Annotated in this window: 23 protein-coding genes; 18 read left to right on the forward strand and 5 right to left on the reverse strand. The window is 67.2% G+C overall.

Annotation, left to right across the window (positions count from 1 at the left end):
* Positions 1-182: 182 nt before the first annotated feature.
* Positions 183-1181 (reverse strand): porphobilinogen synthase, encoded by a 999-nt coding sequence (hemB, locus tag DID96_RS10775; RefSeq protein WP_124599317.1) that lies wholly within the window; start codon positions 1179-1181, stop codon positions 183-185.
* A 253-nt stretch (positions 1182-1434) separates the two neighbouring features.
* Complete coding sequence (yihA, locus tag DID96_RS10780) at positions 1435-2094, reverse strand: ribosome biogenesis GTP-binding protein YihA/YsxC (protein WP_124599318.1); 660 nt, start codon at positions 2092-2094, stop codon at positions 1435-1437.
* A gap of 215 nt (positions 2095-2309) precedes the next feature.
* Between yihA and DID96_RS10785 the strand changes: the two genes are divergently transcribed.
* The 5 genes from DID96_RS10785 (at position 2310) to msrQ (ending at position 8349) form a co-directional block, all read left to right on the forward strand.
* Positions 2310-2963 carry a cytochrome c gene (locus tag DID96_RS10785; RefSeq protein ID WP_124599448.1) on the forward strand — a complete coding sequence of 218 codons (654 nt, stop codon included), beginning with the start codon at positions 2310-2312 and terminating at the stop codon, positions 2961-2963.
* A gap of 121 nt (positions 2964-3084) precedes the next feature.
* On the forward strand, positions 3085-5289 hold the full coding sequence (locus DID96_RS10790) for a cytochrome c biogenesis protein ResB (RefSeq protein WP_124599319.1): 2205 nt from the start codon (positions 3085-3087) through the stop codon (positions 5287-5289).
* A 4-nt stretch (positions 5290-5293) separates the two neighbouring features.
* Entirely contained in the window at positions 5294-6484 is a 1191-nt protein-coding gene (gene ccsB, locus DID96_RS10795) for a c-type cytochrome biogenesis protein CcsB (RefSeq protein ID WP_124599320.1), read from the forward strand.
* A gap of 180 nt (positions 6485-6664) precedes the next feature.
* Positions 6665-7660, forward strand: a complete 996-nt coding sequence (gene msrP, locus DID96_RS10800; protein WP_124599321.1) for a protein-methionine-sulfoxide reductase catalytic subunit MsrP — start codon at positions 6665-6667, stop codon at positions 7658-7660.
* A gap of 20 nt (positions 7661-7680) precedes the next feature.
* Positions 7681-8349, forward strand: coding sequence for a protein-methionine-sulfoxide reductase heme-binding subunit MsrQ (gene msrQ, locus DID96_RS10805; RefSeq protein ID WP_124599322.1), 669 nt, complete (start codon positions 7681-7683; stop codon positions 8347-8349).
* A 34-nt stretch (positions 8350-8383) separates the two neighbouring features.
* On the opposite strand, the gene lptM is transcribed toward msrQ, so the two are convergent.
* The gene (lptM, locus tag DID96_RS10810; protein ID WP_124599323.1) at positions 8384-8671 is read right to left on the reverse strand and encodes an LPS translocon maturation chaperone LptM; all 288 of its coding nucleotides are present in this window, start codon (positions 8669-8671) and stop codon (positions 8384-8386) included.
* Between the two features lie 36 nt (positions 8672-8707).
* Between lptM and cyaY the strand changes: the two genes are divergently transcribed.
* Positions 8708-9034, forward strand: coding sequence for an iron donor protein CyaY (gene cyaY / locus DID96_RS10815; RefSeq protein WP_124599324.1), 327 nt, complete (start codon positions 8708-8710; stop codon positions 9032-9034).
* A gap of 90 nt (positions 9035-9124) precedes the next feature.
* Here the strand turns inward: cyaY and DID96_RS10820 are convergent, their stop codons facing one another.
* Positions 9125-11515, reverse strand: a complete 2391-nt coding sequence (locus DID96_RS10820) for a penicillin-binding protein 1A (protein ID WP_124599325.1) — start codon at positions 11513-11515, stop codon at positions 9125-9127.
* 230 nt (positions 11516-11745) lie between these two features.
* On the opposite strand from DID96_RS10820, the gene DID96_RS10825 reads away from it, so the two are divergent.
* The 12 genes from DID96_RS10825 to ugpQ all read left to right on the forward strand — a co-directional run bounded on the left by DID96_RS10825 (position 11746) and on the right by ugpQ (position 23931).
* Entirely contained in the window at positions 11746-12672 is a 927-nt protein-coding gene (locus tag DID96_RS10825) for a competence protein ComA (protein ID WP_124599326.1), read from the forward strand.
* Complete coding sequence (locus DID96_RS10830; protein WP_124599327.1) at positions 12669-13316, forward strand: fimbrial protein; 648 nt, start codon at positions 12669-12671, stop codon at positions 13314-13316. Before DID96_RS10825 ends, DID96_RS10830 begins: the two co-directional genes overlap by 4 nt.
* On the forward strand, positions 13313-14191 hold the full coding sequence (locus tag DID96_RS10835) for a pilus assembly protein (RefSeq protein ID WP_124599328.1): 879 nt from the start codon (positions 13313-13315) through the stop codon (positions 14189-14191). Before DID96_RS10830 ends, DID96_RS10835 begins: the two co-directional genes overlap by 4 nt.
* A complete protein-coding gene (locus DID96_RS10840) occupies positions 14185-15819 on the forward strand; it encodes a type IV pilus secretin PilQ (protein ID WP_124599329.1) in 1635 nt (544 codons plus the stop codon). Before DID96_RS10835 ends, DID96_RS10840 begins: the two co-directional genes overlap by 7 nt.
* 40 nt (positions 15820-15859) lie before the next feature.
* The gene (gene aroK / locus DID96_RS10845; protein ID WP_124599330.1) at positions 15860-16414 is read left to right on the forward strand and encodes a shikimate kinase AroK; all 555 of its coding nucleotides are present in this window, start codon (positions 15860-15862) and stop codon (positions 16412-16414) included.
* Positions 16411-17502 carry a 3-dehydroquinate synthase gene (aroB, locus tag DID96_RS10850; protein WP_124599331.1) on the forward strand — a complete coding sequence of 364 codons (1092 nt, stop codon included), beginning with the start codon at positions 16411-16413 and terminating at the stop codon, positions 17500-17502. The genes aroK and aroB overlap by 4 nt, the downstream gene beginning before the upstream one ends.
* Positions 17503-17542: 40 nt before the next feature.
* Positions 17543-18754 carry a deoxyguanosinetriphosphate triphosphohydrolase gene (locus DID96_RS10855; RefSeq protein ID WP_124599332.1) on the forward strand — a complete coding sequence of 404 codons (1212 nt, stop codon included), beginning with the start codon at positions 17543-17545 and terminating at the stop codon, positions 18752-18754.
* Between the two features lie 88 nt (positions 18755-18842).
* Positions 18843-20177: a sn-glycerol-3-phosphate ABC transporter substrate-binding protein UgpB gene (gene ugpB, locus DID96_RS10860; protein WP_124599333.1), complete on the forward strand. Its 1335-nt coding sequence runs from the start codon at positions 18843-18845 to the stop codon at positions 20175-20177.
* A gap of 105 nt (positions 20178-20282) precedes the next feature.
* The gene (ugpA, locus tag DID96_RS10865) at positions 20283-21167 is read left to right on the forward strand and encodes a sn-glycerol-3-phosphate ABC transporter permease UgpA (RefSeq protein WP_124599334.1); all 885 of its coding nucleotides are present in this window, start codon (positions 20283-20285) and stop codon (positions 21165-21167) included.
* Positions 21164-22009, forward strand: coding sequence for a sn-glycerol-3-phosphate ABC transporter permease UgpE (gene ugpE, locus DID96_RS10870; protein WP_124599335.1), 846 nt, complete (start codon positions 21164-21166; stop codon positions 22007-22009). The genes ugpA and ugpE overlap by 4 nt, the downstream gene beginning before the upstream one ends.
* 32 nt (positions 22010-22041) lie before the next feature.
* Positions 22042-23127, forward strand: a complete 1086-nt coding sequence (locus tag DID96_RS10875; RefSeq protein ID WP_124599336.1) for a sn-glycerol-3-phosphate import ATP-binding protein UgpC — start codon at positions 22042-22044, stop codon at positions 23125-23127.
* A 21-nt stretch (positions 23128-23148) separates the two neighbouring features.
* Positions 23149-23931: a glycerophosphodiester phosphodiesterase gene (gene ugpQ, locus DID96_RS10880; protein ID WP_124599337.1), complete on the forward strand. Its 783-nt coding sequence runs from the start codon at positions 23149-23151 to the stop codon at positions 23929-23931.
* Positions 23932-24120: 189 nt separating this feature from the next.
* On the opposite strand, the gene DID96_RS10885 is transcribed toward ugpQ, so the two are convergent.
* The gene (locus DID96_RS10885; RefSeq protein WP_124599338.1) at positions 24121-24852 is read right to left on the reverse strand and encodes an OmpW family protein; all 732 of its coding nucleotides are present in this window, start codon (positions 24850-24852) and stop codon (positions 24121-24123) included.
* Positions 24853-24867: the final 15 nt, after the last annotated feature.

Raw genomic sequence — 24867 nt, forward strand, 5'->3', positions numbered from 1 at the left:
CGCGCGCCGGGCCTCGAGGCGGTGAGGCTGTGAGGCGGCCCCCGCGATGCGCGGTGAACACCCACCGCCGCGGCGACCGAAACGGGCGGACGCCTGCTCCGCATGCGAAGCGACAGGCAAGAAAAAACGGCGACGCACCGAAGTGCGCCGCCGTTTCGCTTTGTGCGCGAAGGCGCTGCGGATCAGCGCTGGGCCTTCAGCAGTCGCGCGGCGTCGAGCGCGAAATAGGTCAGCACGCCATCGGCGCCGGCACGCTTGAATGCGAGCAGCGATTCGAGCACGACCTTGTCGTGATCGAGCCAGCCGTTCATCGCAGCGGCCTTCAGCATCGCGTATTCGCCGCTCACCTGGTACACGTAGGTCGGGAAGCGGAACTCGTCCTTCACGCGGCGCACGATGTCGAGGTACGGCATGCCGGGCTTGACCATCACCATGTCCGCGCCTTCCTCGATATCGAGGCGCACTTCGCGCAGCGCTTCGTCGCTGTTCGCCGGATCCATCTGGTAGGTCATCTTGTTGCCCTTGCCCAGATTCGAGGCCGAGCCGACCGCGTCGCGGAACGGGCCGTAGAACGCCGACGCGTACTTGGCCGAATAAGCCATGATGCGCGTGTGGATATGGCCTTCGCTTTCGAGCATTTCGCGGACCGCGCCGATGCGGCCGTCCATCATGTCCGACGGTGCGACGATGTCGACGCCGGCCTCGGCCTGCGCACGCGCCTGCTCGATCAGGATCTCGATGGTGTCGTCGTTGATCACGTAGCCGTTTTCGTCGAGAACGCCGTCCTGGCCGTGGCTCGTGTACGGATCGAGCGCGACGTCGGTCAGCACGCCGAGCTCGGGGAAGCGCTTCTTCAGCTCGCGCACCGCGCGTGGGATCAGGCCCTCGGGGTTGGCCGCCTCGCGGCCGTCGGGCGTCTTCAGCGACGGCTCGATGGCCGGGAACAGTGACAGCACCGGCACGCCCAGCTCGACGCATTGCTCGGCGACGTGCATCAGCAAGTCGACGGACACGCGCTCGACGCCCGGCATCGACGGCACCGGCTGGCGCTCGTTCGTACCGTCGACGACGAACACCGGATAGATCAGGTCGTCGGTGGTCAGGCGGTTTTCGCGCATCAGGCGGCGGGAGAAATCGTCGCGGCGCATCCGGCGCGGACGATGAAGCGGATGGAAGCTCATGGCAGTTGGGCAGAAATCAGGACAATAAGGGCCTTACGGAACCCTTAGGTTATTTTCTGGAGCGTTGGTATATGATAGCGATCGAGCGGCACGCCTTGCGTGACGCTCCCCGCTTCTCCTCCCTGAGCGGGTGCCTGTCGTTATTCGATTAGGCTGTTTGACCCGCCGTTAAACGGCGGGTTTTTTTATGCGCCGGTCGAATCGCAGGCACTGTCAGGTGCGCGCCGCCGTTTCCCGGCCGCGCGTTGCCCAGTCATTTTGCTACAGGCTCGGCATTTTCGTCGGCGACGGACGGCCGCAGCCAGCTCTCGATCAGCGCGTGCGCGTCGTCGAGCCCCGTGCGCTTGAGTGCGGAGAACAGCTGGACCGTCAGCTTGCCTTCGACGCCTGAGTCGCGATACGCATCGAGCCCCTTCTGCGTCGTCCGTAGCGCGTTGATGCTTTCCTGGCGCGTCAATTTGTCGCACTTCGTCAGCAGCGTGTGGATCGGCTTGCCGGTCGGCGCGAACCACTCGATCATCCGGCGATCGAGGTCGGTCAGCGGACGGCGGGAATCCATCATCAGGATCAGGCCGCACAGCTGCGAGCGGGTCGCGAGGTAGGTCGACAGCAGCATTTCCCAGTGCGCCTTCGCGGCGCCGGGCACTTCCGCGTAGCCGTAGCCGGGCAGGTCGACCAGATTCGCGACGGGTTCGGCCGCCGGGCCGACCGAGAAGTAGTTGATGTGCTGCGTGCGGCCGGGCGTTTTCGACGCGAACGCGAGCCGTTTCTGGTTGCACAGCACGTTGATCGCCGTCGATTTGCCGGCGTTCGAGCGGCCCGCGAACGCGATTTCCGGCTGCACCGTCGGCGGCAGGTCGCGCAGGTGGTTGACGGTCGTGTAGAAGCGGGCTTGATGGAGCAGAAAGGCCATGGGAACCGGGGACGGACGGGCGGCGCGAGCCGCTTGGTGGAGGCGGGGTAGCCCCGATAGGCGCGGGGGCTTTCAGCACGATATTGTACAATACGACGGTTTTACCGAAGGCCCCGGGCGCCCGTCTCGCGCGCTTCTGCGGCTTCTGCGGTAGACTGATCGCCGTCGTTTATTGCAGAACCTCAAATTCCCACAAGACGAAACAGGGTGTGCGAATGAATCGACTGTGCAAGTCTCTGATGGTGCTTCAGTTTGCAGCAGGGCTCGTAGGTTTCGTAGCAGAGGCAACAGCGGCAGATGCGGCAAAGCCGGATCTGGACCGCGGCAAGGCGATCGCGGGACAGGTTTGCGCAGCGTGTCATGGCGCCGACGGCAACAGCGCGTCGGGCAGTTTTCCGAAGCTTGCGGGCCAGCATCCCGAGTATCTGGTCAAGCAGCTGAACGACTTCAAGGCCCAGTCGGGCGCGAAGGGGCCGGCGCGCACCAATGCCGTGATGGTGGGTTTCGCGAGCGCGCTGAGCCCCGACGACATGCGCAACGTCGCCGCGTATTACGGTTCGCAGACGACGAAGCTCGGCACCGCGCATGACGCGGCGACCGTGCCGCTCGGGCAGAAGATCTACCGCGGCGGCATCGCGGACAAGGGGGTGCCCGCGTGTGCGAGTTGCCACGGGCCGACGGGGCAGGGGATGCCCGTCCAGTATCCGCGTCTGTCGGGCCAATGGGCGGATTACACGGTTGCCCAGTTGACGGCGTTCCAGCAGGGGGCTGGCGCCCGTAACAACAACGAGGCGATGCATCAGATCGCATCGCGACTGTCGGACAGCGAGATCAAGGCCGTGGCGGACTACATCGCCGGCCTGCGCTGAGCGTCAGTCGCGGACGGAGTGGCCGGGCGCCCGAAGGGCGGTCGGCGTCAGAACAAGAAAAGGGTGGGGCGCCGCATCGTTGCGGCCGCCTTGCCCTTTTTTGTTGTCAGTCGGAGTTTGAATGAGCGTTACCACGTCGGGGTTGCAGTCGAAGTCGGGCCAGGGCGCCACGAAGCGCGCAGTCGAGCTGTTGAGCTCGATGCGTTTCGCGATCGCATTGCTGGTGGTGCTGTCGATCGCGAGTATCGTCGGCACCGTCCTGACCCAGGACGACCCGTATCCGAACTACGTGAACCAGTTCGGGCCGTTCTGGGCGGACATCTTCCGTTCGCTCGGCCTGTACAACGTGTACAGCGCGTGGTGGTTCATGCTGATCCTGATCTTCCTCGTCGTGTCGATCTCGCTGTGCGTGATCCGCAATGCGCCGAAGATGCTCAAGGATGCGAAGAGCTGGAAGGACAAGGTGCGCGAAGGCAGCCTGCGCGCATTCCACCACAAGGCCGAATATGCGGCGAGCGGCACGCGCGCGGCGGCAACCGCGACGCTCGCCGCGTTCGTCGCGAAGGCCGGCTACAAGCACGTCGTGCGCGAAACCGACGGCGCGACGCTGATCTCCGCGAAGCGCGGCGCGCTGACGAAATGGGGCTACATCTCCGCGCATCTCGCGATCGTCGTGATCTGCATCGGCGGCCTGCTCGACAGCAACCTGCCGATCAAATTCCAGATGTGGATGTTCGGCAAGAGCCCCGTCAACACGAGCGCGACGATCAGCGAGATCTCGCCCGACCATCGGCTGTCGGCGTCGAACCCGACGTTCCGCGGCTATGCGTGGGTGCCTGAAGGCCAGTTCGTGTCGACCGCGATCCTGAACCAGCCGAACGGCTCGCTGATCCAGGACCTGCCGTTCTCGATCCAGCTCAACAAGTTCATCGTCGACTACTACACGACCGGGATGCCGAAGCTGTTCGCGAGCGACATCGTCGTGATCGATCGCGAGACCGGCAAGAAGATTCCGGCGCGCGTCGAGGTCAACAAGCCGTTCACGTACAAGGGCGTGTCGATCTACCAGTCGAGCTTCCAGGACGGCGGCTCACAGATGCAGATGACCGCGTTCCCGATGATGGGCGACACCGCGAAGACGTTCCCGCTGCAGGGCACGATCGGCAGCTCGGTGCCGCTGCCGGGCGCCAGCGGCGAGACGATCGAATTCTCCGACTTCCGTGCGATCAACGTCGAGAACATGGCCGACGCGAACGGCAAGCCGGACGTGCGCGGCGTCGCGAAGACCGAATCGCTGAAAGAAGCCTTCGACGAGCGGCTCGGCTCGGGCGCGAAGACGTCGAAGCCGATGCAACTGCACAACATCGGCCCGTCGGTGCAATACAAGGTGCGCGGCAAGGACGGCCAGGCGCGCGAGTTCAACAATTACATGCTGCCGGTCGACATGGGCGGCGAGCGGGTGTTCCTCGCCGGCGTGCGTGCGAGCCCGAACGATCCGTTCCGCTACATGCGGATTCCGGCGGACAGCCAGGATTCGATCGGCGAATGGATGCGCGTGCGCGCGGCGCTCGAGGATCCTGCGGTGCGTACGGAGGCGGCGGCCCGCTTCGCGCAGCATTCGCTGCCGGGCAGCGAAGCGGCGCTGCGCGGCCGTCTGCAGGAGAGCGCCGTGAAGGTGCTGACCCTGTTTGCGGCGAGCGACGACAGTGCCGGGCGCGGCGTCGACGGCCAGCCGATGGGCGGCTTCCAGGCGGTCGCGACGTTCATCGACCGCTCGGTGCCGAAGGCCGAGCAGGAGAAGGCGGCCAGCCTGATGCTGCGGATGCTCGAGGGCGCGATGTGGGAGGTCTGGCAGATCGCGCGCGAGCGCGTCGGCGAGCCGCCGGCCCAGCAGGGCGCGGATTCGGTGCGGTTCGTGCAGAGCGCGATCAACGCGCTGTCCGACAGCTTCCTGTATGGTGCGCCGGTCTATCTGCAGCTCGACTCATTCAAGCAGGTGCAAGCTTCGGTATTTCAGTTGACGCGCGCGCCGGGCAAGAATCTGGTGTATCTTGGCAGCCTGTTGCTCGTCGCCGGCATCTTCTCGATGTTCTACGTGCGCGAGCGGCGCCTCTGGTTCTGGCTCAAGGACGCCGGCTCCGGCGTCGATGTGGTGATGGCGATGTCCTCGGCCCGCAAGACCTTCGATTTCGAGAAAGAATTCGTGCAGACGCGCGACGCGGCCGGCGCCGCATTGCACGCCGCCCCTCGCGATGCCGCGCCGGCTGGTGCGGCATCGGCTTCCCGCCCGCCCGCTGGCGGCGGTTCCGAGAATTCCACCCGGTAACATCATGGATCTCACTCAAGTCTCTCCCGCCCGTGACGCGTCGTCCCAGGCCCCGGCTTTGGCGCCGCTGTTCGACGACCGACCGTTCCTCGCGCGCCTGTCGCCGCTCGACTGGCTGTTCGCACTGGCGCTGGTGCTCGGCGCGGGCTATGCGTTCGTGCACTACAACGCACACATGGATTACTACGACAAGGCGGTGCTGATCGGCACCGTCCCGGCGCTCGTCACGCTCGGCTGGCGCTGGAAGCCCGCGCGGCTGCTGATGGCGTCGATCGCGGTGCTCGCGCTGCTGTCGATCCAGATCTACCAGGGCGACCTCGCGCGCGCGGATTCGGCGTTCTTCCTCAAGTATTTCCTGTCGAGCCAGTCCGCAATCCTGTGGATGAGCGCACTGTTCGTGCTCGCGACGATCTTCTACTGGATCGGCACGCTGGCGCGCGCGGAGTCGGGCGGCGCGATCGGCCAGAAGCTCACGTGGGTCGCGGTGCTGATGGGCTTCACCGGCTTGATGGTGCGCTGGTACGAGTCGTACCTGATCGGCACCGACGTCGGCCACATTCCGGTGTCGAACCTTTACGAAGTGTTCGTGCTGTTCAGCCTGATCACCGCGCTGCTCTATCTGTACTACGAAGGCCACTACGGCACGCGTGCGCTCGGCGCATTCGTGCTGCTGATCATCAGCGCCGCGGTGGGGTTCCTGATGTGGTATTCGATCGCGCGCGACGCACAGCAGATCCAGCCGCTCGTGCCGGCGCTGCAGAGCTGGTGGATGAAGATCCATGTGCCGGCGAACTTCATCGGCTACGGCAGCTTCGCGCTGTCGGCGATGGTGTCGGTCGCGTACCTGATGAAGGAGCGCGGCGTGCTCGCCGATCGCCTGCCTGCGCTCGACGTGCTCGACGACGTGATGTACAAGTCGATCGCGGTCGGCTTCGCGTTCTTCACGATCGCGACGATCCTCGGCGCGCTGTGGGCGGCCGAGGCATGGGGCGGCTACTGGAGCTGGGACCCGAAGGAAACCTGGGCGCTGATCGTCTGGCTGAACTACGCGGCATGGCTGCACATGCGCCTGATGAAAGGCCTGCGCGGCACGGCCGCCGCATGGTGGGCGCTGACCGGGCTCGTCGTCACGACGTTCGCGTTCCTCGGCGTCAACATGTTCCTGTCGGGGCTGCACAGCTACGGCAAGCTGTAAGATTCGCGACGCTCGTCCGACCAAAGACCGCCGGTGCACAGTGTGCCCGGCGGTTTTCTTTTGTAACGGGCGGGGGATCCGGGCGTCGAACGGCGCATGATCGAGCGGGTCGAACGCGCATGGAGCGTGCACGGAGCGTGCATTGAGCGTGCAAGAGGCGCACGCAGGAGGAGCAGCACGATGTGGATCAAACGGCCATTCCGGAGCGCGTTGAGCGGTGACGACATTCCGCGCAACGAGATTACGCCGCGTGCGATATTCGAGAACCGCCGGCGCGTGCTGCAGGCGGCCGGCATCGCGGTGGCCGGCGGGGTGCTTGGCCGCAGCGGCGCGGCGTTCGCCGCGTACGCGTCGCCCGATGCGCGGGCAGCGAAACTGGCCGCGAAAGCCAATCCGAAGTTTGTCGTCGCCGACAAGGTGACGGCGTTCAAGGACATCACGTCCTACAACAACTTCTACGAGTTCGGCACCGACAAGGGCGACCCGGCGCAAAACGCCGGCACGCTGCACCCGCGTCCGTGGCGCGTGAGCGTCGAAGGTGAAGTGCAGCATCCGAAGGTGTTCGACCTCGACGAGCTGCTCAGGCTCGCGCCGCTCGAGGAGCGCGTGTATCGGCTGCGCTGTGTCGAAGGCTGGTCGATGGTGGTTCCGTGGATCGGCGTGCCGCTTGCCGAGCTGATCAAGCGCGTGCAGCCGACCGGCAACGCGAAATACGTGCAGTTCATCACGCTCGCGGATCCGTCGCAGATGCCGGGCCTGTCGACGCCGATCCTCGACTGGCCGTATTCGGAAGGACTGCGGATGGACGAGGCGATGCATCCGCTGACGCTGCTGACGATGGGTGTCTACGGGCAGGTGCTGCCGAACCAGAACGGCGCGCCGGTGCGGATCGTCGTGCCGTGGAAGTATGGCTTCAAGAGCGCGAAGTCGCTCGTGAAGATCCGCTTCGTCGACAAGCAGCCGCCGACCAGCTGGAACACCTATGCGCGCAACGAGTACGGGTTCTATTCGAACGTGAATCCGAACGTCGACCACCCGCGCTGGAGCCAGGCGACCGAGCGGCGCATCGGCGAGGACGGCTTCTTCACGCCGAAGCGCAAGACACTGATGTTCAACGGCTACGGCGACCTCGTCGCGTCGATGTATCAGGGCATGGACCTGAAGAGGTTCTTCTGACGCGACCGGTGAGTAACGACATGTCTCCATCGACACTCACGCCCGCGCGCGCCGCGGCGCCGCGGCCGGGCGGCGCCCGGACGGCGGCCGCGCCGCGCTGGGTCGCGCCTGCCAAGGTGCTGGTGTTCGCGGCCGGCCTGTATCCGCTCGCACGGGTCGTGCTGTTCGGCGTGACCGACCGGCTCGGCGCCAATCCGATCGAATTCGTCACGCGCTCGACCGGCCTGTGGACGCTCGTGATGTTGTGCATCACGCTCGGTGTCACGCCGCTGCGCCGCATGACCGGCGTCGCTGCGCTGCTGCGGTTTCGCAGGATGCTCGGCCTGTTCGCGTTCTTCTATGCGACGCTGCACTTCATGACCTACATCTGGTTCGACAAGTGGTTCGATCCAATGGCAATCCTGAAGGACGTCGGCAAGCGGCCGTTCATCACCGTCGGCTTCGCCGCGTTCGTATTGCTGATCCCGTTGGCCGCGACGTCGCCGCTCGCGATGGTGCGCAGGCTCGGCCGCCACTGGGCGGCGCTGCATCGCGCAATCTATGCGGTTGCGCTATTCGGCGTGTTGCATTTCTGGTGGATGAAGGCCGGCAAGCACGATCTCGCGCAGCCGAAGCTGTACGCGGCGATCGTCGCGGCGCTGCTCGGCTGGCGGCTGGTTGTGTGGGGATGGCGGCGCGCGCGCGGATGATGTGCTGCTGATGAGCGGCTGATGTGCGGGCTGACTACTGCGCGCTGGTCGGGCCGGATGCCGGCGCAGGGGCCGGCACGCCCGATGCGCCGCTCGACAGTTCCGGCGACAGCGTCAACGGCGTGCCGGACGTGTCGGGCACGCTGTCGGTAGCGGTTTCGTCGGTCGGCTTGACGTTCGCCGGCGGTGTATCCTGCTGCTGCTCGACCGGTTTCTGCGGCAGCGGCGGCACGGTGGGCAGATAGAGCGGACCACGTTGACCGCAGCCTGCAAGAATTGCCAAAGCCGCTACAATCGCGCTCATCCGGAAAACGACTCGCATGATCGTCCCTGAACAATTGAACCGATAGAGTTTAGCATGTCCGATACCGAATACCTGACCCGTGCCGAGGCCGTGCTGGCGGCCGTCGAGCGTACCGTGGACGCCGCCAACGACGGCGATCACGACATCGATCTGGAACGCAACGGCAGCGTCCTCACGCTGACGTTCGAGAACGGTTCGAAGATCATCGTCAACCTGCAGCCGCCGATGAAGGAAGTGTGGATTGCCGCGAAGGCAGGCGGTTTTCATTACCGCTACGTCGATGGCGCATGGCGCGATACGCGCAGCGGCACCGAATTCTTCTCGGCGCTGAGCGACTACGCGACGCAGCAGGCGGGGATCCCGATCACGTTCGGCGAGTGAGCGTCGGCGCCCGCGCGCGCCAATCGACGCAGCAAAGAAAAAGCGGCCCTCATTCAAGATGGGCCGCTTTTTTCATGTCCGGCGCGCCGCTCAGTGGCCGCGGAACAGGTTCATGATGTCCTGCTTCTCCTGCTCGTCGACGTGCGGCGCTTCCACGTCGGTCGTGTCCTGCACCGCCGGCGCCTGCGGCACGCCGACCGTCGACACGAAGCCGTGCCCCGGCGTGAACTCGTCGAAATACAGCTCGCTGCCGAGCGTGTCGACGCCGTCGGGCATCGTCGGCTTGAATTCGGGCACGCCCTTCAGCGCCGCGCCCATGTAGTCGATCCACACGGGCAGCGCGAGGCCGCCGCCGGTTTCGCGGTCGCCGAGGCTGCGCGGGTTGTCGTAGCCGATCCACGCAATCGCGGCGAGCGTGTGCTGGTAGCCGGCGAACCATGCGTCGTGCGAGTCGTTCGTCGTGCCGGTCTTGCCCGCGAGATCGCCGCGCTTGAGGGCGTTGGTTTTCGCGCCGGTGCCGCGCTGCGCGACGCTCTGCAGCAGGCTGTGCATCACGTATGCGTTGCGCGCGTCGATCGCGCGCGGCGCGTTCTGCTCGGCGATGAGCGGCTGCGCACGAGCGACGATCGCGCCGTTCGGATCGGTCACTTCGGCGATCAGGTACGGATTGACCCGGTAGCCGCCGTTCGCGAACACCGAATAGGCGCCCGCCATCTGCAGCGGCGTGACGAGACCCGCGCCGAGCGCCATCGGAAGGTAGGCCGGGTGGCGGTCGGCGTCGAAGCCGAAGCGCGTGATGTATTGCTGCGCGTACTTCGTGCCGATGTGATTCAGGATCCGGATCGACACGAGGTTGCGCGAGCGCTGCAGCGCGGTGCGCATCGACATCGGGCCTTCGAAGCCGCCGCCGTAGTTCTTCGGTTCCCACGGCTGGCCGCCGGTTTCGGCCGCGCTGAAATACAGCGGGCCGTCGTTGATCACCGTCGCCGGCCCGAGGCCCTTGTCGAGCGAGGCCGAATAGATGAACGGCTTGAACGACGAACCCGGCTGCCGCCACGCCTGCGTGACGTGGTTGAACTTGTTCTTGTTGTAATCGAAGCCGCCGACGAGCGAGCGGATCGCGCCGTCCTGCGGAACGATCGAGATGAACGCGCCCTCGATCTGCGGAAGTTGCGTGATCGTCCAGTTGCCCGTGTCGTTCTTCATCACACGAACGATGGCGCCCGGACGAATGCGGCGGTTCGGCTGCGCGTTGGCCGACAACGCACTCGCGGCAAAGCGCAGTCCGTCGCCGTCAAGCGTTGCCTGGCTGCCATCGATGAACGCGACCGTGATCTGGCGCGCGCTCGCGGCGGTCACGACCGCTGCGATCAGCTCGCCGTTGTCCGGGTGCTCGAGCAACGCATCGTCGATCTCCTGCTCGCGGTCGTCCGCGTTGGCCGGCAGCTCGATGAAGCCTTCCGGGCCGCGATAGCCGTGGCGCCGCTCGTAGTCCATGATCCCCTTGCGCAGCGCGCTGTAGGCGACCTGCTGGTCGGCGGAATCGATCGTCGTGATGACGTTGAAGCCGCGCGTGTACGTTTCGTCCTTGTACTGCGCATACATCATCTGGCGCACCATTTCCGCGACGTACTCGGCGTGCACGCTGTACTCGCGGGTCGGGCCCTTGACGACGAGCGGCTGCGCGATAGCCTCGTCGTACTGCTCGCGCGAGATGAAGTTCAGCTCGAGCATCCGCTGCAGGATGTACTGCTGGCGCACCTTTGCGCGCTTCGGATTGACGACGGGGTTGTACGCGGACGGTGCCTTCGGCAGGCCCGCCAGCATTGCGGCTTCCGCCAGCGTGATGTCCTTCAGGTCCTTGTTGAAGTAGATCTTCGCGGCGCTCGCGAAACCGTACGCGCGCTGGCCGAGATAGATCTGGTTCATGTAGACCTCGAGAATCTGGTCCTTCGTCAGCGCGCGCTCGATCCGGTACGCGAGCAGCATCTCGTAGATCTTGCGCGTGTAGGTCTTCTCGCTCGACAGGAAGAAGTTGCGCGCGACCTGCATCGTGATCGTGCTCGCGCCCTGCGACGCGTGGCCGTTCGTCAACGCGACGATGCCGGCGCGGAAGATCCCGGTGAGGTCGACGCCGCCGTGCTCGTAGAAGCGCGCGTCCTCGATTGCGAGGATCGCCTTCTTCAGCGAGTCGGGCACGTCCTTGAAGTGGACGATGTCGCGGCGCTCCTCACCGAATTCGCCGATCAGCACGTGATCGGACGTATAGATGCGCAGCGGAACCTTCGGACGATAGTCGGTGAGCGCGGCGAGCGACGGCATGTTGGGCGACGCGACCACGAGCGCGTAGCCGAGCACCAGGCCGCCGCACAGGACGAGCGCCACGCACACCGCGGCGAGGCCGAGCAGGACTTTCAGCCACCACGGGCGTTTCTTCGGCTCCGGGGCGGAGGGCGGGGACGTAGGGGACGTGGATTGCATAGGCATACCGGAATACAGTCCTGCGATTATAGCTGCCCGGTATGACCGGTCCTGACGCTGGGGCGCTGCTCCCCGGGGCATGGCCGCGGGGCGCCGTCCTTCCAGCATAGCTCGCCCGCGCGCGCGGTTAGCGCCGTTGGCCGTTCGGCCGACTGCCGGCGGCGCGTGCCGCTCTTCAGAATGAGAGCCTCGGTGTGCGGCATGGGCCGCAACGATTGCAGGAGGCTCGGATGACCGGACGATGGGTGGCGCGATTCGCGATGGGCAGGCGCACGGCGACGGGGATCGACGTCGGCGCGGACGAGGTGAGGGTGGCCGTGCTGAGCCGCGGCCGGCGCGGCGCGAACGTACGGGTCGAAGGGCTCGAGGCCGAGCCGCTCGGGCCAACTGAAGGGCTCGAGGACGCGCGCTGGGCGGCGGTCGGCCGGGCGCTGTCGGCGGCCGTGTCGCGGCTGGCGGCGCGTGGCGTGCGGTGCGACACGTGCGGCGTGATGGCGCTGCGGGACGACGAGATGCGCACCGCGACGCTCGATCTCGCGGGGCGCGACGATATCGCCGACGCGGCGCGGCAGGCTGCGGAGCGCATTTCCGGGCTGGCGCCGGACAGTCTCGCGTTCGACTGGCGCCCTGGGGACGGCGCGCGGCCCGCCGAGATCGCGATCGCGGCCGCGCCGCAGATCCTGCTGCAGCGGCGGGTCGACGCGGCTGCGCTCGCAGGCGTCGACCTGACGGCGGTCGACGGCGAGTCGATGGCGGCGCTCCGTGCGCTGCGCCATGCCGCAACGCGCGAACTGGATGCACACGAGCCGTATTGCGCGCTCTGGTTCGGCGAAGCGGGCGTGCGCGGCTGGTGGCTCGAGCGCGGGGCCGCCGTGCTGCAGTTCGCGTTTCCGGACCGCGCGCACGCAGCACTGCCCGATGCGCTGCGCAGCTTTGCGCGGCAGCCGGCCCATTGTGTGGTCGTCGGTGGCGACGACCGCTGCGTCGCGCGCTTCGGAACCTCGGTTGCCGAAGTCGGCGATCTGCTTGGCGCGATCGCGTTGCCGTTCGAATGCGCGCAGTGGGCGGCCGACGTCGCCGACGCGCAGTCCGGTGTGCCGCGCGGGCCGGCGTTTGCGGTGGCCTTTGGGCTGGCGCTGCGCGGGGTGTGGGAATGACCGCGCCAGACATCGTGACGGGCGCGCCCGCGGGATACGTGGCCGGACCGGCTTCGCTCGGCGGATTCAACCTGTTGCCGTATCGCGACCGCGTCGCGCGGGCGATGCGTCGCCGCCGGGCTGCCCAATGCGGCGCAGCGATCCTGCTCGGCGTGTCGGGCGTCGGCGTGTGGACGGGCGGCGCGGCGTGGCTGCGCATGCGTATCGATGCCGAGCGCGCGCGCGTCGACGCGCGCTTGCTGCGGCAGCAGCCGCAGGTCGATGTGGCCGTACGCGCCGCGCGAAGCGCCGACGCTGCCGCGCAACGCAGCGGGCAGGCCGCGACGCTCGCGGCGCCGTATCGGCAGGCGGTCGAGCTGCTCGCGCTGCTGGCGCGGGTTCGCGACGACGAAGTCCGTCTGGAGGCCTTGCGGGCGACGGCGTCCGGCGCGGAACTGGACGCGCGTGCCGCCAGCTACCGCGCGGCGGCACGGTGGTTTGCCCGCCTCGCGCACGATTCGCAACGGTGGCGTGTCGACGTCGACGCGTTGAAGCCGGCCCCGGTCGACCCGGCGGGCGCGGCGCGGATGCCGTTCCGGTTCTCCGTGCAACTGCGCTGGCAAGACGTGGCGCCGCGCCCGAAGCCGGCGGCGGTGCGCCGATGATCGCGATCGCACATCGATTCGGGTTCGACGGTGCGCGGCGCAACGGTGCATTGTGGCCTGGGCGTCCGGCCGCCTTGCACGCCGCACGCTGCGCCCTTGCGTTCGGTGCGGTGCTGACGGGCGGTATTCATCTGGCGGATGTGGCAGACTGGAGCGGCCTGGCCGGCAGCCGCGCGGCGCTCGCCGCGGCCAATGCGCGCGCTGCCGCGGCTGATCGCGTGCTTGCGGCCGCAACGCAGACGCGCGACCCGCAGGCGACGCCGGACGGCGGCGACCGCGAACCGGCATCGCCCGGCTGGGCTGCGCTGCTGCTCGAGCTCGCCGAACTGGCCACGTCGAGCGGGCTGCGGATCGTGTCGTTCGAGCCGGGGCCGCCGCCCGAGCAGCGCGGGAGGACGGACGAGCGGCGCACGGTGCGCATCGTCGCGGATGGCGGCTTTCCGGCGCTTCGGTGGCTGGTCGACCGCCTGGCGGCGTTGCCGGTGCTCGCCGTGCCGTCGGCGATGCGTGTCGAACGCGACACACGGGCGGCGCGCGTGGAGCTGGCGATCGACCTGTTTCCCGGGTTGCCTGGCGCTGTGGCGTCTGATGGCGACGCGTGGCTCGGTCCGGGTTCGACGGAGGCGGACCCGTTCGCTTCCGAAGATCATCTGGAACCGGGCGAGGCCGCGCCGTCGCGTCTGGCCGGCGTGATGCGGGACGCACGCGCCGGTCTCGCGCTGTTCGACGACGGTACGGGTGCGATTACTGCGGCGGCTGCCGGCGAGGTGGTCGGCGCGATGCGCGTGACGCGGATCGACGCGGAGTCGGTCATGCTCGCGACGGCGCATGGCCCGCACCGGATGGAGCTGAATGGCGGAGGCGGGCAATGGTGAGGAACGGATTGCGTGCCACGGTCGTCGTCTGGATCGGCGTGAGTGGCGCCGCTGCGTGGGGTGCGTTGCCGCCGCTGCCGGTCGCATGGCCAGCGATGGAATCGCATGCCGATGTGCTGCCGGACGTGCCTCTGCCGCAGGGCACGGTCACCAGTGTGGAAATCGCGTCGCCGGAGTCGTCGCCATCGCCGCCGCCATCGACGGAGCAGGGGCCGCCGCAGCCAGAGCCGCCGCCGCGTGTTGCCCCCGCGCTCGAAGGCCCGCCAGTTCCGTTGCCACCCCCCGCGCGCATGAGCGACGCAGCCGCGCGGCGTCCAGGAGATGCGGACGACGCACGCCGAATCTCGCTGAATCTCCAGGGTGTCGGCCTCGCCGCCGCATTCGACGCGTTTGCGCGTTTCACCGGGCTCAACATCATCGTCAGCGAACAGGTGCGTGGCACCGTGTCGTTACGTCTGAACAATGTCCGCTGGCGGGATGCGTTCGACATGCTGCTCGACACGCACGGGCTCGCGATGTCCCGGCGCGACAACGTGATCTGGGTCACGCCGGCGGCGGAGCTGGCCGCGCGGGAGCGCGAGCGCCACGACGCGCATGCGCGCGCTGCCGATCTCGAGCCGCTCGACAGCCGCACCTTCGTGCTGCACTACCCGCGCGCGCAGGACGTGCAGCGGCTCCTGACCGGCGCGGCGGGGCAGCGGCTGCTTTCCAGGCGCGGCGCGGCGGCGGCCGACGCACGCACGAACCTGCTGTTCGTCACCGATCTCGCGCCGCGCATTGCACAGATCGCCGCGTTGATCGACGCGATCGACCGGCCGTCGCGGCAGGTCCGGATCGAGGCGCGCATCGTCGAGGGCGAGCAGGGCTTCTCGCGCAACCTGGGCGCGCGCGTCGCGTTGCGCGCGCAGGGGCGGCCCGCGACGACGGGCGAAGGCGCGGCCGCGGGCGAGCGCAACGCGCTCGACCTGGCCGCCCGGCCGCTCGCCGGCTTCGACGCCGCCACGGCGGGTTTCACGCTGTTCGCCGCGCCGCTGAGCCGTGTGCTCGACGTCGAACTGAGCGCCCTCGAGGCGCAGGGGCGGGGACAGATCGTGTCGAGCCCGCGCGTCGTCACGGCGGATCGCGCGAAAGCGATCGTCGAGCAGGGGGCCGAGCTGCCATACCAGGCCAAGGTCGGTAATGGCGTGAGCGGCGTGCAGTTTCGCCGGGCGACGCTCAAGCTCGAGGTCGAGCCGCAGATCACGCCGGACGGGCGCGTCGTGCTCGACCTCGACGTGACGAAGGACAGCGTCGGCGAGCCGACGGCGGCCGGCCCCGCGATCCATACGAAACACGTGCAGACCCGCGTCGAAGTGGAGGACGGCGGGACGGTCGCGATCGGCGGGATTTACGAGCGCCTGGACCGGGACGATGTGACGCGCGTGCCGCTCTTGGGCAAAATACCGGTTCTGGGCGCGCTGTTTCGGCACCGGGCGCGGCGCGAACAGCGCAACGAGCTGGTCGTCTTCATCACCCCGACCGTGGTCGGCAGGCGGTGCGGCACGGCCGGCGCCGGCGTGCCGGACCCCGGCGATCCAGGCCCGGACGCCGCCGGCCCAGGCTCGACAAGGCAGGCGCTTTGCCAGTAAGCTGCGCCACACACCAGCAAGATTGAAGCAGAGGAAGCCGTTGCAAGCGCGGGACCCACACGCAAACGTATTTTTCGTCGGCCTTATGGGAGCGGGTAAGACCACCGTAGGCCGCGCGGTCGCGCGCCGGCTCGACCGGACGTTCTTCGACTCCGACCACGAGATCGAGGCACGCACGGGCGCGCGCATCCCGGTGATCTTCGAAATGGAAGGCGAGGCCGGGTTTCGCGACCGCGAAACGCAGGTGATCGCCGAGCTCACGCAGCGCGAGAACATCGTGCTCGCGACGGGCGGTGGCGCGGTGTTGCGACCCGAAAATCGCGATTGCCTGAAGGCACACGGCATCGTCGTCTATCTGCGCGCGAATCCGCACGATCTGTGGCTGCGCACGCGCAAGGACAAGAACCGGCCGCTCCTGCAGACCGAAGATCCGAAAGCGCGTCTCGAAGCGCTCTACGAGGTGCGGGATCCGCTGTACCGCGAATGCGCGGATTTCGTCATCGAGACGGGCCGCCCGTCGGTCAACGGGCTCGTCAACATGGTGCTGATGCAACTCGAACTGGCGGGCGTCGTCGCCAAGCCTATACAAGCATGATTACTGTCAACGTCGATCTGGGCGAACGCGCCTATCCGATTCATATTGGCGCCGGCCTGGTCGGCCGCACCGAACTGTTCGCTCCCCACATCAAGGGATCGTCCGTCACGATCGTCACGAACACGACGGTCGATCCGCTCTACGGCGACGCGCTGCGCGCGGCGCTCGCGCCGCTCGGCAAGCGCGTGTCGACGGTCGTGCTGCCGGACGGCGAGGCGTACAAGAACTGGGAAACGCTGAACCTGATCTTCGACGGCCTGCTGGCCGAACGCGCGGACCGCAAGACGACGCTCGTCGCACTCGGCGGCGGCGTGATCGGCGACATGACGGGGTTCGCGGCCGCATGCTACATGCGTGGCGTGCCGTTCATCCAGGTGCCGACCACGCTGCTGTCGCAGGTCGATTCGTCGGTCGGCGGCAAGACGGGCATCAACCACCCGCTCGGCAAGAACATGATCGGCGCGTTCTACCAGCCGCAGGCGGTGATCGCGGACATCGGCACGCTGACGACGCTGCCCGACCGCGAACTGGCGGCGGGCATCGCCGAGGTCATCAAGACGGGCGCGATCGCCGACGCCGCATTCTTCGACTGGATCGAGGCGAACATCGGCGCGCTGAATGGCCGTGAGCCCGGCGCGCTCGCCGAAGCGGTCAAGCGCTCATGCGAGATCAAGGCGAGCGTGGTCGCGGCGGACGAGCGCGAAGGCGGCCTGCGCGCGATCCTCAATTTCGGCCACACGTTCGGCCACGCGATCGAGGCCGGGCTCGGCTACGGCGAGTGGCTGCACGGCGAGGCGGTCGGCTGCGGAATGGTGATGGCGGGCGACCTGTCGGTGCGGCTCGGCCTGCTCGACGACGCGTCGCGGCAGCGCCTGAACGCGGTGATCGCCGCCGCGCATCTGCCGACCCGCGCGCCCGCACTCGGCGACGCGCGCTACATGGACCTGATGCGCGTCGACAAGAAGGCCGAGGCCGGCGCGATCAAGTTCATCCTGCTGAAGCGCTTCGGCGATACGCTGATCACGCCGGCGCCCGACGAAGCTGTGTTCGCTACACTGGCGGCGACGGCGGCGGCGGCGACGCAATAACCCGGCCCGGCTGCCCGGCGCCCTTGACGTGGAGGAGACGGTGAGCGAAACATCCAGCAGCATGTTGCCACGCCAGCCCCGGAGCGCAACCGCCGCGCCGGTGGCCGAGCCGCCGACGCTGGCGGCGCTGGAAGCGCATCTCGCCCCGTATGCCGCGCACGCGTCGCAGTCGCGTGGCCGGCGCCATCCGGAGCCGCCGCCCGCGGCCCGCACTGAATTCCAGCGCGATCGCGACCGCATCGTCCACTCGACCGCGTTCCGCCGTCTCGAATACAAGACCCAGGTCTTCGTCAATCACGAAGGCGACCTGTTCCGCACCCGCCTCACTCACAGCCTCGAAGTCGCGCAGATCGCGCGTTCGGTCGCACGCAACCTGCGGCTGAACGAGGATCTCGTCGAGGCGATCTCCCTCGCGCACGATCTCGGGCACACGCCGTTCGGCCACGCGGGGCAGGACGCGCTCAACGCGTGCATGCGCGAGCACGGCGGCTTCGAGCACAACCTGCAGAGCCTCGCTGTAGTCGACGAGCTCGAGGAACACTACGGCGCATTCAACGGCCTGAATCTCTGCTTCGAGACGCGCGAAGGGATCCTCAAGCACTGTTCGCGCGACAATGCGCGCAAGCTCGGTGCGCTCGGCGAACGCTTCCTGCAGGGGCGCCAGCCGTCGCTCGAGGCGCAACTTGCGAACATCGCCGACGAGATCGCGTACAACAACCACGACGTCGACGACGGCCTGCGCTCCGGGCTGATCACGATCGACCAGCTCGCGCAGGTCGCGCTGTGGCAGCGCCATTACGAGCAGGCGCTCGCCGAATTCCCGAGTCTCGATGGCCGCCGTCTCGTGCACGAGACGGTGCGCCGCATCATCAACACGCTGATCGTCGACCTGATCGACGAGACGACGCGCAATCTCGCGCGCGTCGCGCCGGCGTCGCTCGACGACGTGCGCGCGGCGCCGCCGCTCGTGTCGCACAGCGAAGCCGTCGCCGAACAGGCGGCGGCCCTCAAGCGCTTCCTGTTCAAGAACCTGTACCGCCATTACAAGGTGATGCGGATGGCGAGCAAGGCGCAGCGTGTCGTCGCGGGGCTGTTCGACGCGTTCCTCGACGATCCGCGCCTGCTGCCGCCGCCATACCAGTCCGACGACGCAGACAAGCAGCCGCGCCTCGTCGCGCATTACATCGCCGGCATGACCGATCGATTCGCCCTGAAGGAATACCAACGTTTGTTCGTCATCAGCGACAACTGATTGTCACAAACGATCACTAGACTGCGCCGGTTCAATGGCGATGGGGATGGTGTACCTGCTGTTGGTATCGTTTTCATAGGAGAAGTCGATGAAGAAGAAGCCCGTAGGGACGCTGGTTCGCTCGCTCGCGCTCGGGGGCGCATTGTTGTTCGGTGCGCAGCATGCGGCATTCGCGGTGACGGAGATCCAGTTCTGGCATGCGATGGAGGCCGCACTCGGCGAGCGGGTCAACGACATCGCGGCACAGTTCAACGCATCGCAAAGCGATTACAGGATCGTGCCGGTCTTCAAGGGCACCTACGACCAGGCGCTCGCGGCGGGCATTGCCGCGTATCGCAGCGGCAACGCGCCGGCGATCCTTCAGGTGTACGAAGTCGGCACCGCGACGATGATGCAGGCGAAGAAGGCAGTGGTGCCCGTCTACGACGTGTTCAGGCAGGCCGGCGTGCCGCTCGACGAAAAGGCGTTCGTGCCGACCATCGCGAGCTACTACAGCGACGCGAAGACGGGCCATCTGGTGTCGATGCCGTTCAACAGCTCGACGCCCGTGCTGTACTACAACAAGGATGCGTTCAGGAAGGCCGGGCTCGACCCGAACCAGCCGCCGAAGACGTGGGACGAGGTCAAGGCCGATGCCGAGAAGCTGCGCAAGTCGGGCATGGCGTGCGGCTTCACGACCGGCTGGCAAGGCTGGGTCCAGCTCGAGAACTACAGTGCGTGGAATGCGCTGCCGTTCGCGAGCCGCAACAACGGCTTCGACGGCACGGACGCAGTGCTCGAGTTCAACAAGCCGCAGCAGGTCGCGCACATCCAGTTCCTGCAGCAGATGGCGAAGGACGGCACATTCACGTATGCGGGCCGCAAGGACGAGGCGTCGGCGAAGTTCAACAGCGGCGATTGCGGGATCGTCACGACGTCGTCGGGCGCGCTCGCCAACATGCACAAGTATGCGAAGTTCGATTTCGCCACCGGCATGATGCCGTACGACGCGAACGTGAAGGGCGCGCCGCAGAACGCGATCATCGGCGGCGCGAGCCTGTGGGTGCTGGCCGGCAAGGATCCGGCGACCTACAAGGGCGTTGCGAAATTCCTCGCGTACCTGAGCTCGCCTGCAGTCGCCGCGAAGTGGCACCAGGACACGGGCTACCTGCCGGTCACGACGGCCGCATACGACCTGACGCGCCAGCAGGGCTTCTACGCGAAGAACCCGAGCGCGGAAACGGCGATCAAGCAGATGATGAACAAGCCGCCGCTGCCGTACACGAAGGGGCTGCGGCTCGGCAACATGCCGCAGATCCGCACGGTCGTCGACGAGGAACTCGAGCAGGTCTGGGCGCAGAAGAAGTCGCCGAAGGAAGGGCTCGATGCCTCGGTCACGCGCGGCGACGAGCTGCTGCGGCGCTTCGAGAAGTCGGGCAGCTGAGCACGCGCCGCATCGTGCCGCCGGCCGGTTGTGCGCTCGCGTGCGCTTGCGCGCGACGGCCGGTGGCCGGTCTTCATTCCCGTTTCGCCTGCCCGGATTCCCGCCATGCAATCCCGTTCCCGTTTCGGCGCGAGCCTGCTGCCGTACCTGCTGATCGCGCCGCAGCTCGCGATCACCGGTGTGTTCTTCCTTTGGCCGGCCGGCGTCGCGCTGTGGCAATCGACGCAGATGCAGGATGCGTTCGGCACGTCGAGCGAGTTCGTCGGCATTGCGAACTTCACGCGCCTGTTCGCCGATCCGCTGTATCTCGACTCGTTTCGCACGACGCTCGTGTTCAGCACGCTCGTGACAGTGAGCGGGCTCGTCGTGTCGCTGCTGCTCGCCGCATGCGCGGATCGCGTGGTGCGCGGCGCGCGCGCGTACCGAACGCTGCTGATCTGGCCGTACGCGGTTGCGCCGACGATCGCCGCGGTGCTGTGGGCGTTCCTGTTCAATCCGAGCATCGGCCTCGTCACCTACGCGCTCGCTAAGTCGGGAATCGTCTGGAATCACGCGCTGAACGGCGGGCAGGCGATGTTCCTGGTCGTGCTCGCGTCGGTGTGGAAGCAGGTGAGCTACAACTTCCTGTTCTTCTACGCAGGGCTGCAGGCGATCCCGCGCTCGCTGGTCGAGGCCGCCGCGATCGACGGTGCGGGCCCCGTGCGGCGCTTCTTCCACCTCGTGCTGCCGCTGCTGTCGCCGACGAGCTTCTTCCTGCTGGTCGTGAACCTCGTCTACGCATTCTTCGACACGTTCCCGGTGATCGACGCCGCGACCGCCGGCGGCCCCGCGCAGAGCACCAAGACGCTGATCTACAAGATTTTCGCGGAAGGCTTCCAGGGGCTCGACATCGGCAGCTCGGGCGCGCAGTCGGTCGTGCTGATGGCGATCGTCGTCGGGCTGACGGTGATCCAGTTCCGCTTCGTCGAGCGCAGGGTGCAATACGCATGATCGAGAATCGCAAGGGCTTCGACCTGTTCTGCCACGCGGTGCTGATCGCGGGCGTCGTGCTCATCGTGTTCCCCGTCTACGTCGCGTTCTGCGCGGCGACGATGAGCGCGCAAGAAGTGTTCACGGTGCCGCTGTCGCTCGTGCCGAGCACGCACCTGTTCGAGAACGTCGCGTACATCTGGCGGCACGGCAGCGGCGCCACGACGGCGCCGTTCGGCCGGCTGCTCGTCAACAGCTTCGCAATGGCGTTCGGCATCGCGGTCGGCAAGATCGCGGTGTCGATTCTGTCCGCATACGCGATCGTCTATTTCCGCTTCCCGTTCCGCAATACGGCGTTCTGGCTGATCTTCGTCACGCTGATGCTGCCGGTCGAGGTGCGGATCTTCCCGACCGTGCAGGTCGTGTCGACGCTGCAGATGACGAACACCTACGCGGGGCTCACGCTGCCGCTGATCGCGTCGGCAACCGCGACGTTCCTGTTCCGCCAGTTCTTCATGACGCTGCCCGACGAGCTGATGGACGCGGCGCGCATCGACGGCGCGGGGCCGTTGCGGTTCTTCTGGGACGTGGTCCTGCCGCTGTCGAAGACGAGCATCGCCGCGCTGTTCGTGATCACGTTCATCTACGGCTGGAACCAGTATCTGTGGCCGATCCTGATCACGACGGAGGCGTCGCTGTCGACGGCCGTGGTCGGCATCAAGACGATGATCGCGAGCGGCGATACCGCGACTGAATGGCATTACGTGATGGCGGCGACGCTGCTGGCGATGATTCCGCCGCTCGTCGTCGTGCTGGCGATGCAGCGCTGGTTCGTGCGCGGCCTCGTCGATTCTGAAAAATAACCACGGACACGCTACGAGGAGAAGGGCGACGTATGGCTGCGCTGAGCTTGAGGGGTGTCAGGAAATCCTATGACGGCAAACAGAACGTGTTGCACGGGATCGACGTCGAGATTGCCGACGGCGAATTCATCGTGCTGGTCGGGCCGTCCGGCTGCGGCAAGTCGACGCTGCTGCGGATGATCGCGGGGCTCGAGAGCGTGACGGACGGCGAGATCGCGATCGGCGAGCGGGTCGTCAACGCGCTCGAGCCGAAGGATCGCGACATCGCGATGGTGTTTCAGAACTATGCGCTGTATCCGCACATGACGGTCGCGCAGAACATGGGCTACGGGCTGAAGATCCGCGGCATCGAGCGCGCGACGATCGATACGCGGGTTGCCGCAGCCGCGAAGATCCTCGAGCTCGAGCCGCTGCTCGCGCGGCGTCCGCGCGAGCTGTCGGGCGGACAGCGGCAGCGGGTTGCGATGGGGCGTGCGATCGTGCGCGAGCCGTCGGTGTTCCTGTTCGACGAGCCGCTGTCGAACCTCGACGCGAAGCTGCGCGTGCAGATGCGGCTCGAGATCCAGCGGCTGCATGCGCGGCTCGCGACGACGAGCGTCTACGTGACGCACGACCAGATCGAGGCGATGACGCTCGCGCAGCGCGTGATCGTGATGAACCGCGGCTACGCGGAGCAGATCGGCGCGCCGGTCGACGTCTACGAGAAGCCGGCGACCGTGTTCGTCGCGGGCTTCATCGGCTCGCCGGCAATGAACCTGCTGCACGGGCGGCTGTCGGAAGACGGTGCGACGTTTACGGTCGCGGGCGGCGGCCCGGCACTGCCGGTCGCCGGCGTGCCCGGAATCGGCGTGGAGATCGCACCGGGCCGCGATTGGGTGCTCGGCGTGCGACCCGAGCACATGACGCCGCAGCCGGGCGTGCCGCACGTGACGCTGACGGTCGATTCGTGCGAGCTGCTCGGCGCGGACAACCTCGCGCACGGCCGCTGGGGCGCGCACGATGTCGCAGTGCGTCTGCCGCACGCGGACCGCCCCGCGCGCGGCACGGCGCTCGCGGTGGCGCTGCCCACGCACCGGCTGCATTTCTTCGATCCCGAGACCGGCAAGCGCGCCGGCTGAACCCAATCGACAGGTGTCCCGATGAGTTCCCATGCTGTCTGGCCGTACCCGCGTGTCGTCGCTCATCGCGGCGGCGGCACGCTGGCACCGGAGAATACCCTTGCGGCGCTCGACGAAGGCGCGCGGCGCGGGCACCGGATGGTCGAATTCGACGCAAAGCTGTCGGCGGACGACGTCACGTTCCTGCTGCACGACGACACGGTCGACCGGACCTCGAACGGCCACGGGGCGGCGGCGCGGATGCGCTATGCGGAACTCGCGGCGCTCGACGCGGGCAGCTGGTTCGACGCGCGGTTCGCGGGCGAGCGGATGCCGACGCTCGACGCTGCTGCGGCGCGCTGCCTCGCGCTCGGGCTCGCGGCGAATGTCGAGATCAAGCCGTGCGCCGGGCGCGAACGCGAGACCGGGCGGCGCGTGGCCGCCGACGCTGCGGCGTACTGGCGCGGCGCGGCGATGCCGCCGCTGTTGTCGTCCTTTTCGTTCGATGCACTGCAGCAGGCGCGTGACGCTGCGCCCGACCTGCCGCGCGGAATGCTGTACGAGACCGTGCCGGACGACTGGCGCGCGCAGGCGGTCGACGCGCTCGGCTGCGTGTCGCTGCATGCGGACCATCAATCGCTCGACGAGCCGCTGGTGCGCGCGATCAGGGCGGCCGGCCTGCGGATCCTCGCCTATACCGTCAACGACCTCGCGCGCGCGCAGCAGCTCGTGCGGTGGGGCGTCGACGCAATCTGCACGGACCGTATCGACCTGATCGGCCCGCAAGCGCTGGATGCAACGTCCAGCCCGGCTTCCAGTGATTGATCAATTCAACCGTGGCGCGGCCAGCGCACATGCGTGAGCGGCGCCAGGCCCCGGAGCGGGCCTGACGCGTAATAATCGACGCCCCGTCGGCATTTCGCTCGGGGCGTTTTACGTCACGGCGCGTTACGCAAGGAAAAATCCGCTACAAATTGCAGCGGGATTAACCATTCCCCAAATATTCGACTACGCTTAGAAGCGGTAGCCGACGTTCAGGTAGGTGACGATCGGGTTCAGGTTGATCTTGGCCTTCGACGTTTCGGTCAGCGTCCCGACCGGGGTCTGACGGGCCGTCGTGAAGGTCGCGGTGACGCTCAACGGCACATACGAGATCGACAGGCCTGCGAACCAGTGGTCGGTGAAGTTGTACGTGAAGCCGGCGTTGAACACGGGCGCCCACTGGTTGCTGGTCGTCGCGCTGGTCGGGCCACCGAGCACGCCGTTCTCGAACGTACCGTTCGTGAGCTTCGCGCCGGTGAACCAGACGTAAGTCGCGCCGATGCCGACATACGGCCGGAATTTGGCGTTGGCTTCGTTGAAGTTGTAGCGGAGCAACAATGCGGGGCTCCACTGGTATGCGGAGCCGAGCTTGCCGAAACTTTCGAACCGACCCTTGCCGGTGATGTCGAACTTCGGCGGTATCCCCATGTCGAGCTGGGTGGAGATGTGGTCGGTGATGAAGTAGCCGAATGCCAGCCCGAGCGTGTCGGCATCGCTGATGCCGGCGCCCGTGTTGGGAATGGACTGATTGATGGGCGTGCCACCGACTCCGTAGAGGAACAGCGGGTCGCTGCTGTCCTGCGGAGCAAGGTGGAACCACCCGGTGGTGACGTAAAAGCTACCTGCCGATTGCGCGTGCGCCGCACTGCTCGCCAACGTGAACGCGAGCGCAGCGGCCCCCGTAATGGCCAGTTTTCGTTTCATTTTGTCTCCTCCGAT

Source organism: Burkholderia sp. Bp8963 (assembly GCF_003854275.1).
Classification (GTDB): Bacteria; Pseudomonadota; Gammaproteobacteria; order Burkholderiales; family Burkholderiaceae; genus Burkholderia.

Coding starts and splice junctions, on each gene's coding strand:
- hemB (WP_124599317.1), bottom strand. CDS start 1,181: ATGAGCTTCCATCCGCTTCATCGTCCGCGCCGGATGCGCCGCGACGAT.
- yihA (WP_124599318.1), bottom strand. CDS start 2,094: ATGGCCTTTCTGCTCCATCAAGCCCGCTTCTACACGACCGTCAACCAC.
- DID96_RS10785 (WP_124599448.1), top strand. CDS start 2,310: ATGAATCGACTGTGCAAGTCTCTGATGGTGCTTCAGTTTGCAGCAGGG.
- DID96_RS10790 (WP_124599319.1), top strand. CDS start 3,085: ATGAGCGTTACCACGTCGGGGTTGCAGTCGAAGTCGGGCCAGGGCGCC.
- ccsB (WP_124599320.1), top strand. CDS start 5,294: ATGGATCTCACTCAAGTCTCTCCCGCCCGTGACGCGTCGTCCCAGGCC.
- msrP (WP_124599321.1), top strand. CDS start 6,665: ATGTGGATCAAACGGCCATTCCGGAGCGCGTTGAGCGGTGACGACATT.
- msrQ (WP_124599322.1), top strand. CDS start 7,681: ATGTCTCCATCGACACTCACGCCCGCGCGCGCCGCGGCGCCGCGGCCG.
- lptM (WP_124599323.1), bottom strand. CDS start 8,671: ATGCGAGTCGTTTTCCGGATGAGCGCGATTGTAGCGGCTTTGGCAATT.
- cyaY (WP_124599324.1), top strand. CDS start 8,708: ATGTCCGATACCGAATACCTGACCCGTGCCGAGGCCGTGCTGGCGGCC.
- DID96_RS10820 (WP_124599325.1), bottom strand. CDS start 11,515: ATGCAATCCACGTCCCCTACGTCCCCGCCCTCCGCCCCGGAGCCGAAG.
- DID96_RS10825 (WP_124599326.1), top strand. CDS start 11,746: ATGACCGGACGATGGGTGGCGCGATTCGCGATGGGCAGGCGCACGGCG.
- DID96_RS10830 (WP_124599327.1), top strand. CDS start 12,669: ATGACCGCGCCAGACATCGTGACGGGCGCGCCCGCGGGATACGTGGCC.
- DID96_RS10835 (WP_124599328.1), top strand. CDS start 13,313: ATGATCGCGATCGCACATCGATTCGGGTTCGACGGTGCGCGGCGCAAC.
- DID96_RS10840 (WP_124599329.1), top strand. CDS start 14,185: ATGGTGAGGAACGGATTGCGTGCCACGGTCGTCGTCTGGATCGGCGTG.
- aroB (WP_124599331.1), top strand. CDS start 16,411: ATGATTACTGTCAACGTCGATCTGGGCGAACGCGCCTATCCGATTCAT.
- ugpB (WP_124599333.1), top strand. CDS start 18,843: ATGAAGAAGAAGCCCGTAGGGACGCTGGTTCGCTCGCTCGCGCTCGGG.
- ugpA (WP_124599334.1), top strand. CDS start 20,283: ATGCAATCCCGTTCCCGTTTCGGCGCGAGCCTGCTGCCGTACCTGCTG.
- ugpE (WP_124599335.1), top strand. CDS start 21,164: ATGATCGAGAATCGCAAGGGCTTCGACCTGTTCTGCCACGCGGTGCTG.
- DID96_RS10875 (WP_124599336.1), top strand. CDS start 22,042: ATGGCTGCGCTGAGCTTGAGGGGTGTCAGGAAATCCTATGACGGCAAA.
- ugpQ (WP_124599337.1), top strand. CDS start 23,149: ATGAGTTCCCATGCTGTCTGGCCGTACCCGCGTGTCGTCGCTCATCGC.
- DID96_RS10885 (WP_124599338.1), bottom strand. CDS start 24,852: ATGAAACGAAAACTGGCCATTACGGGGGCCGCTGCGCTCGCGTTCACG.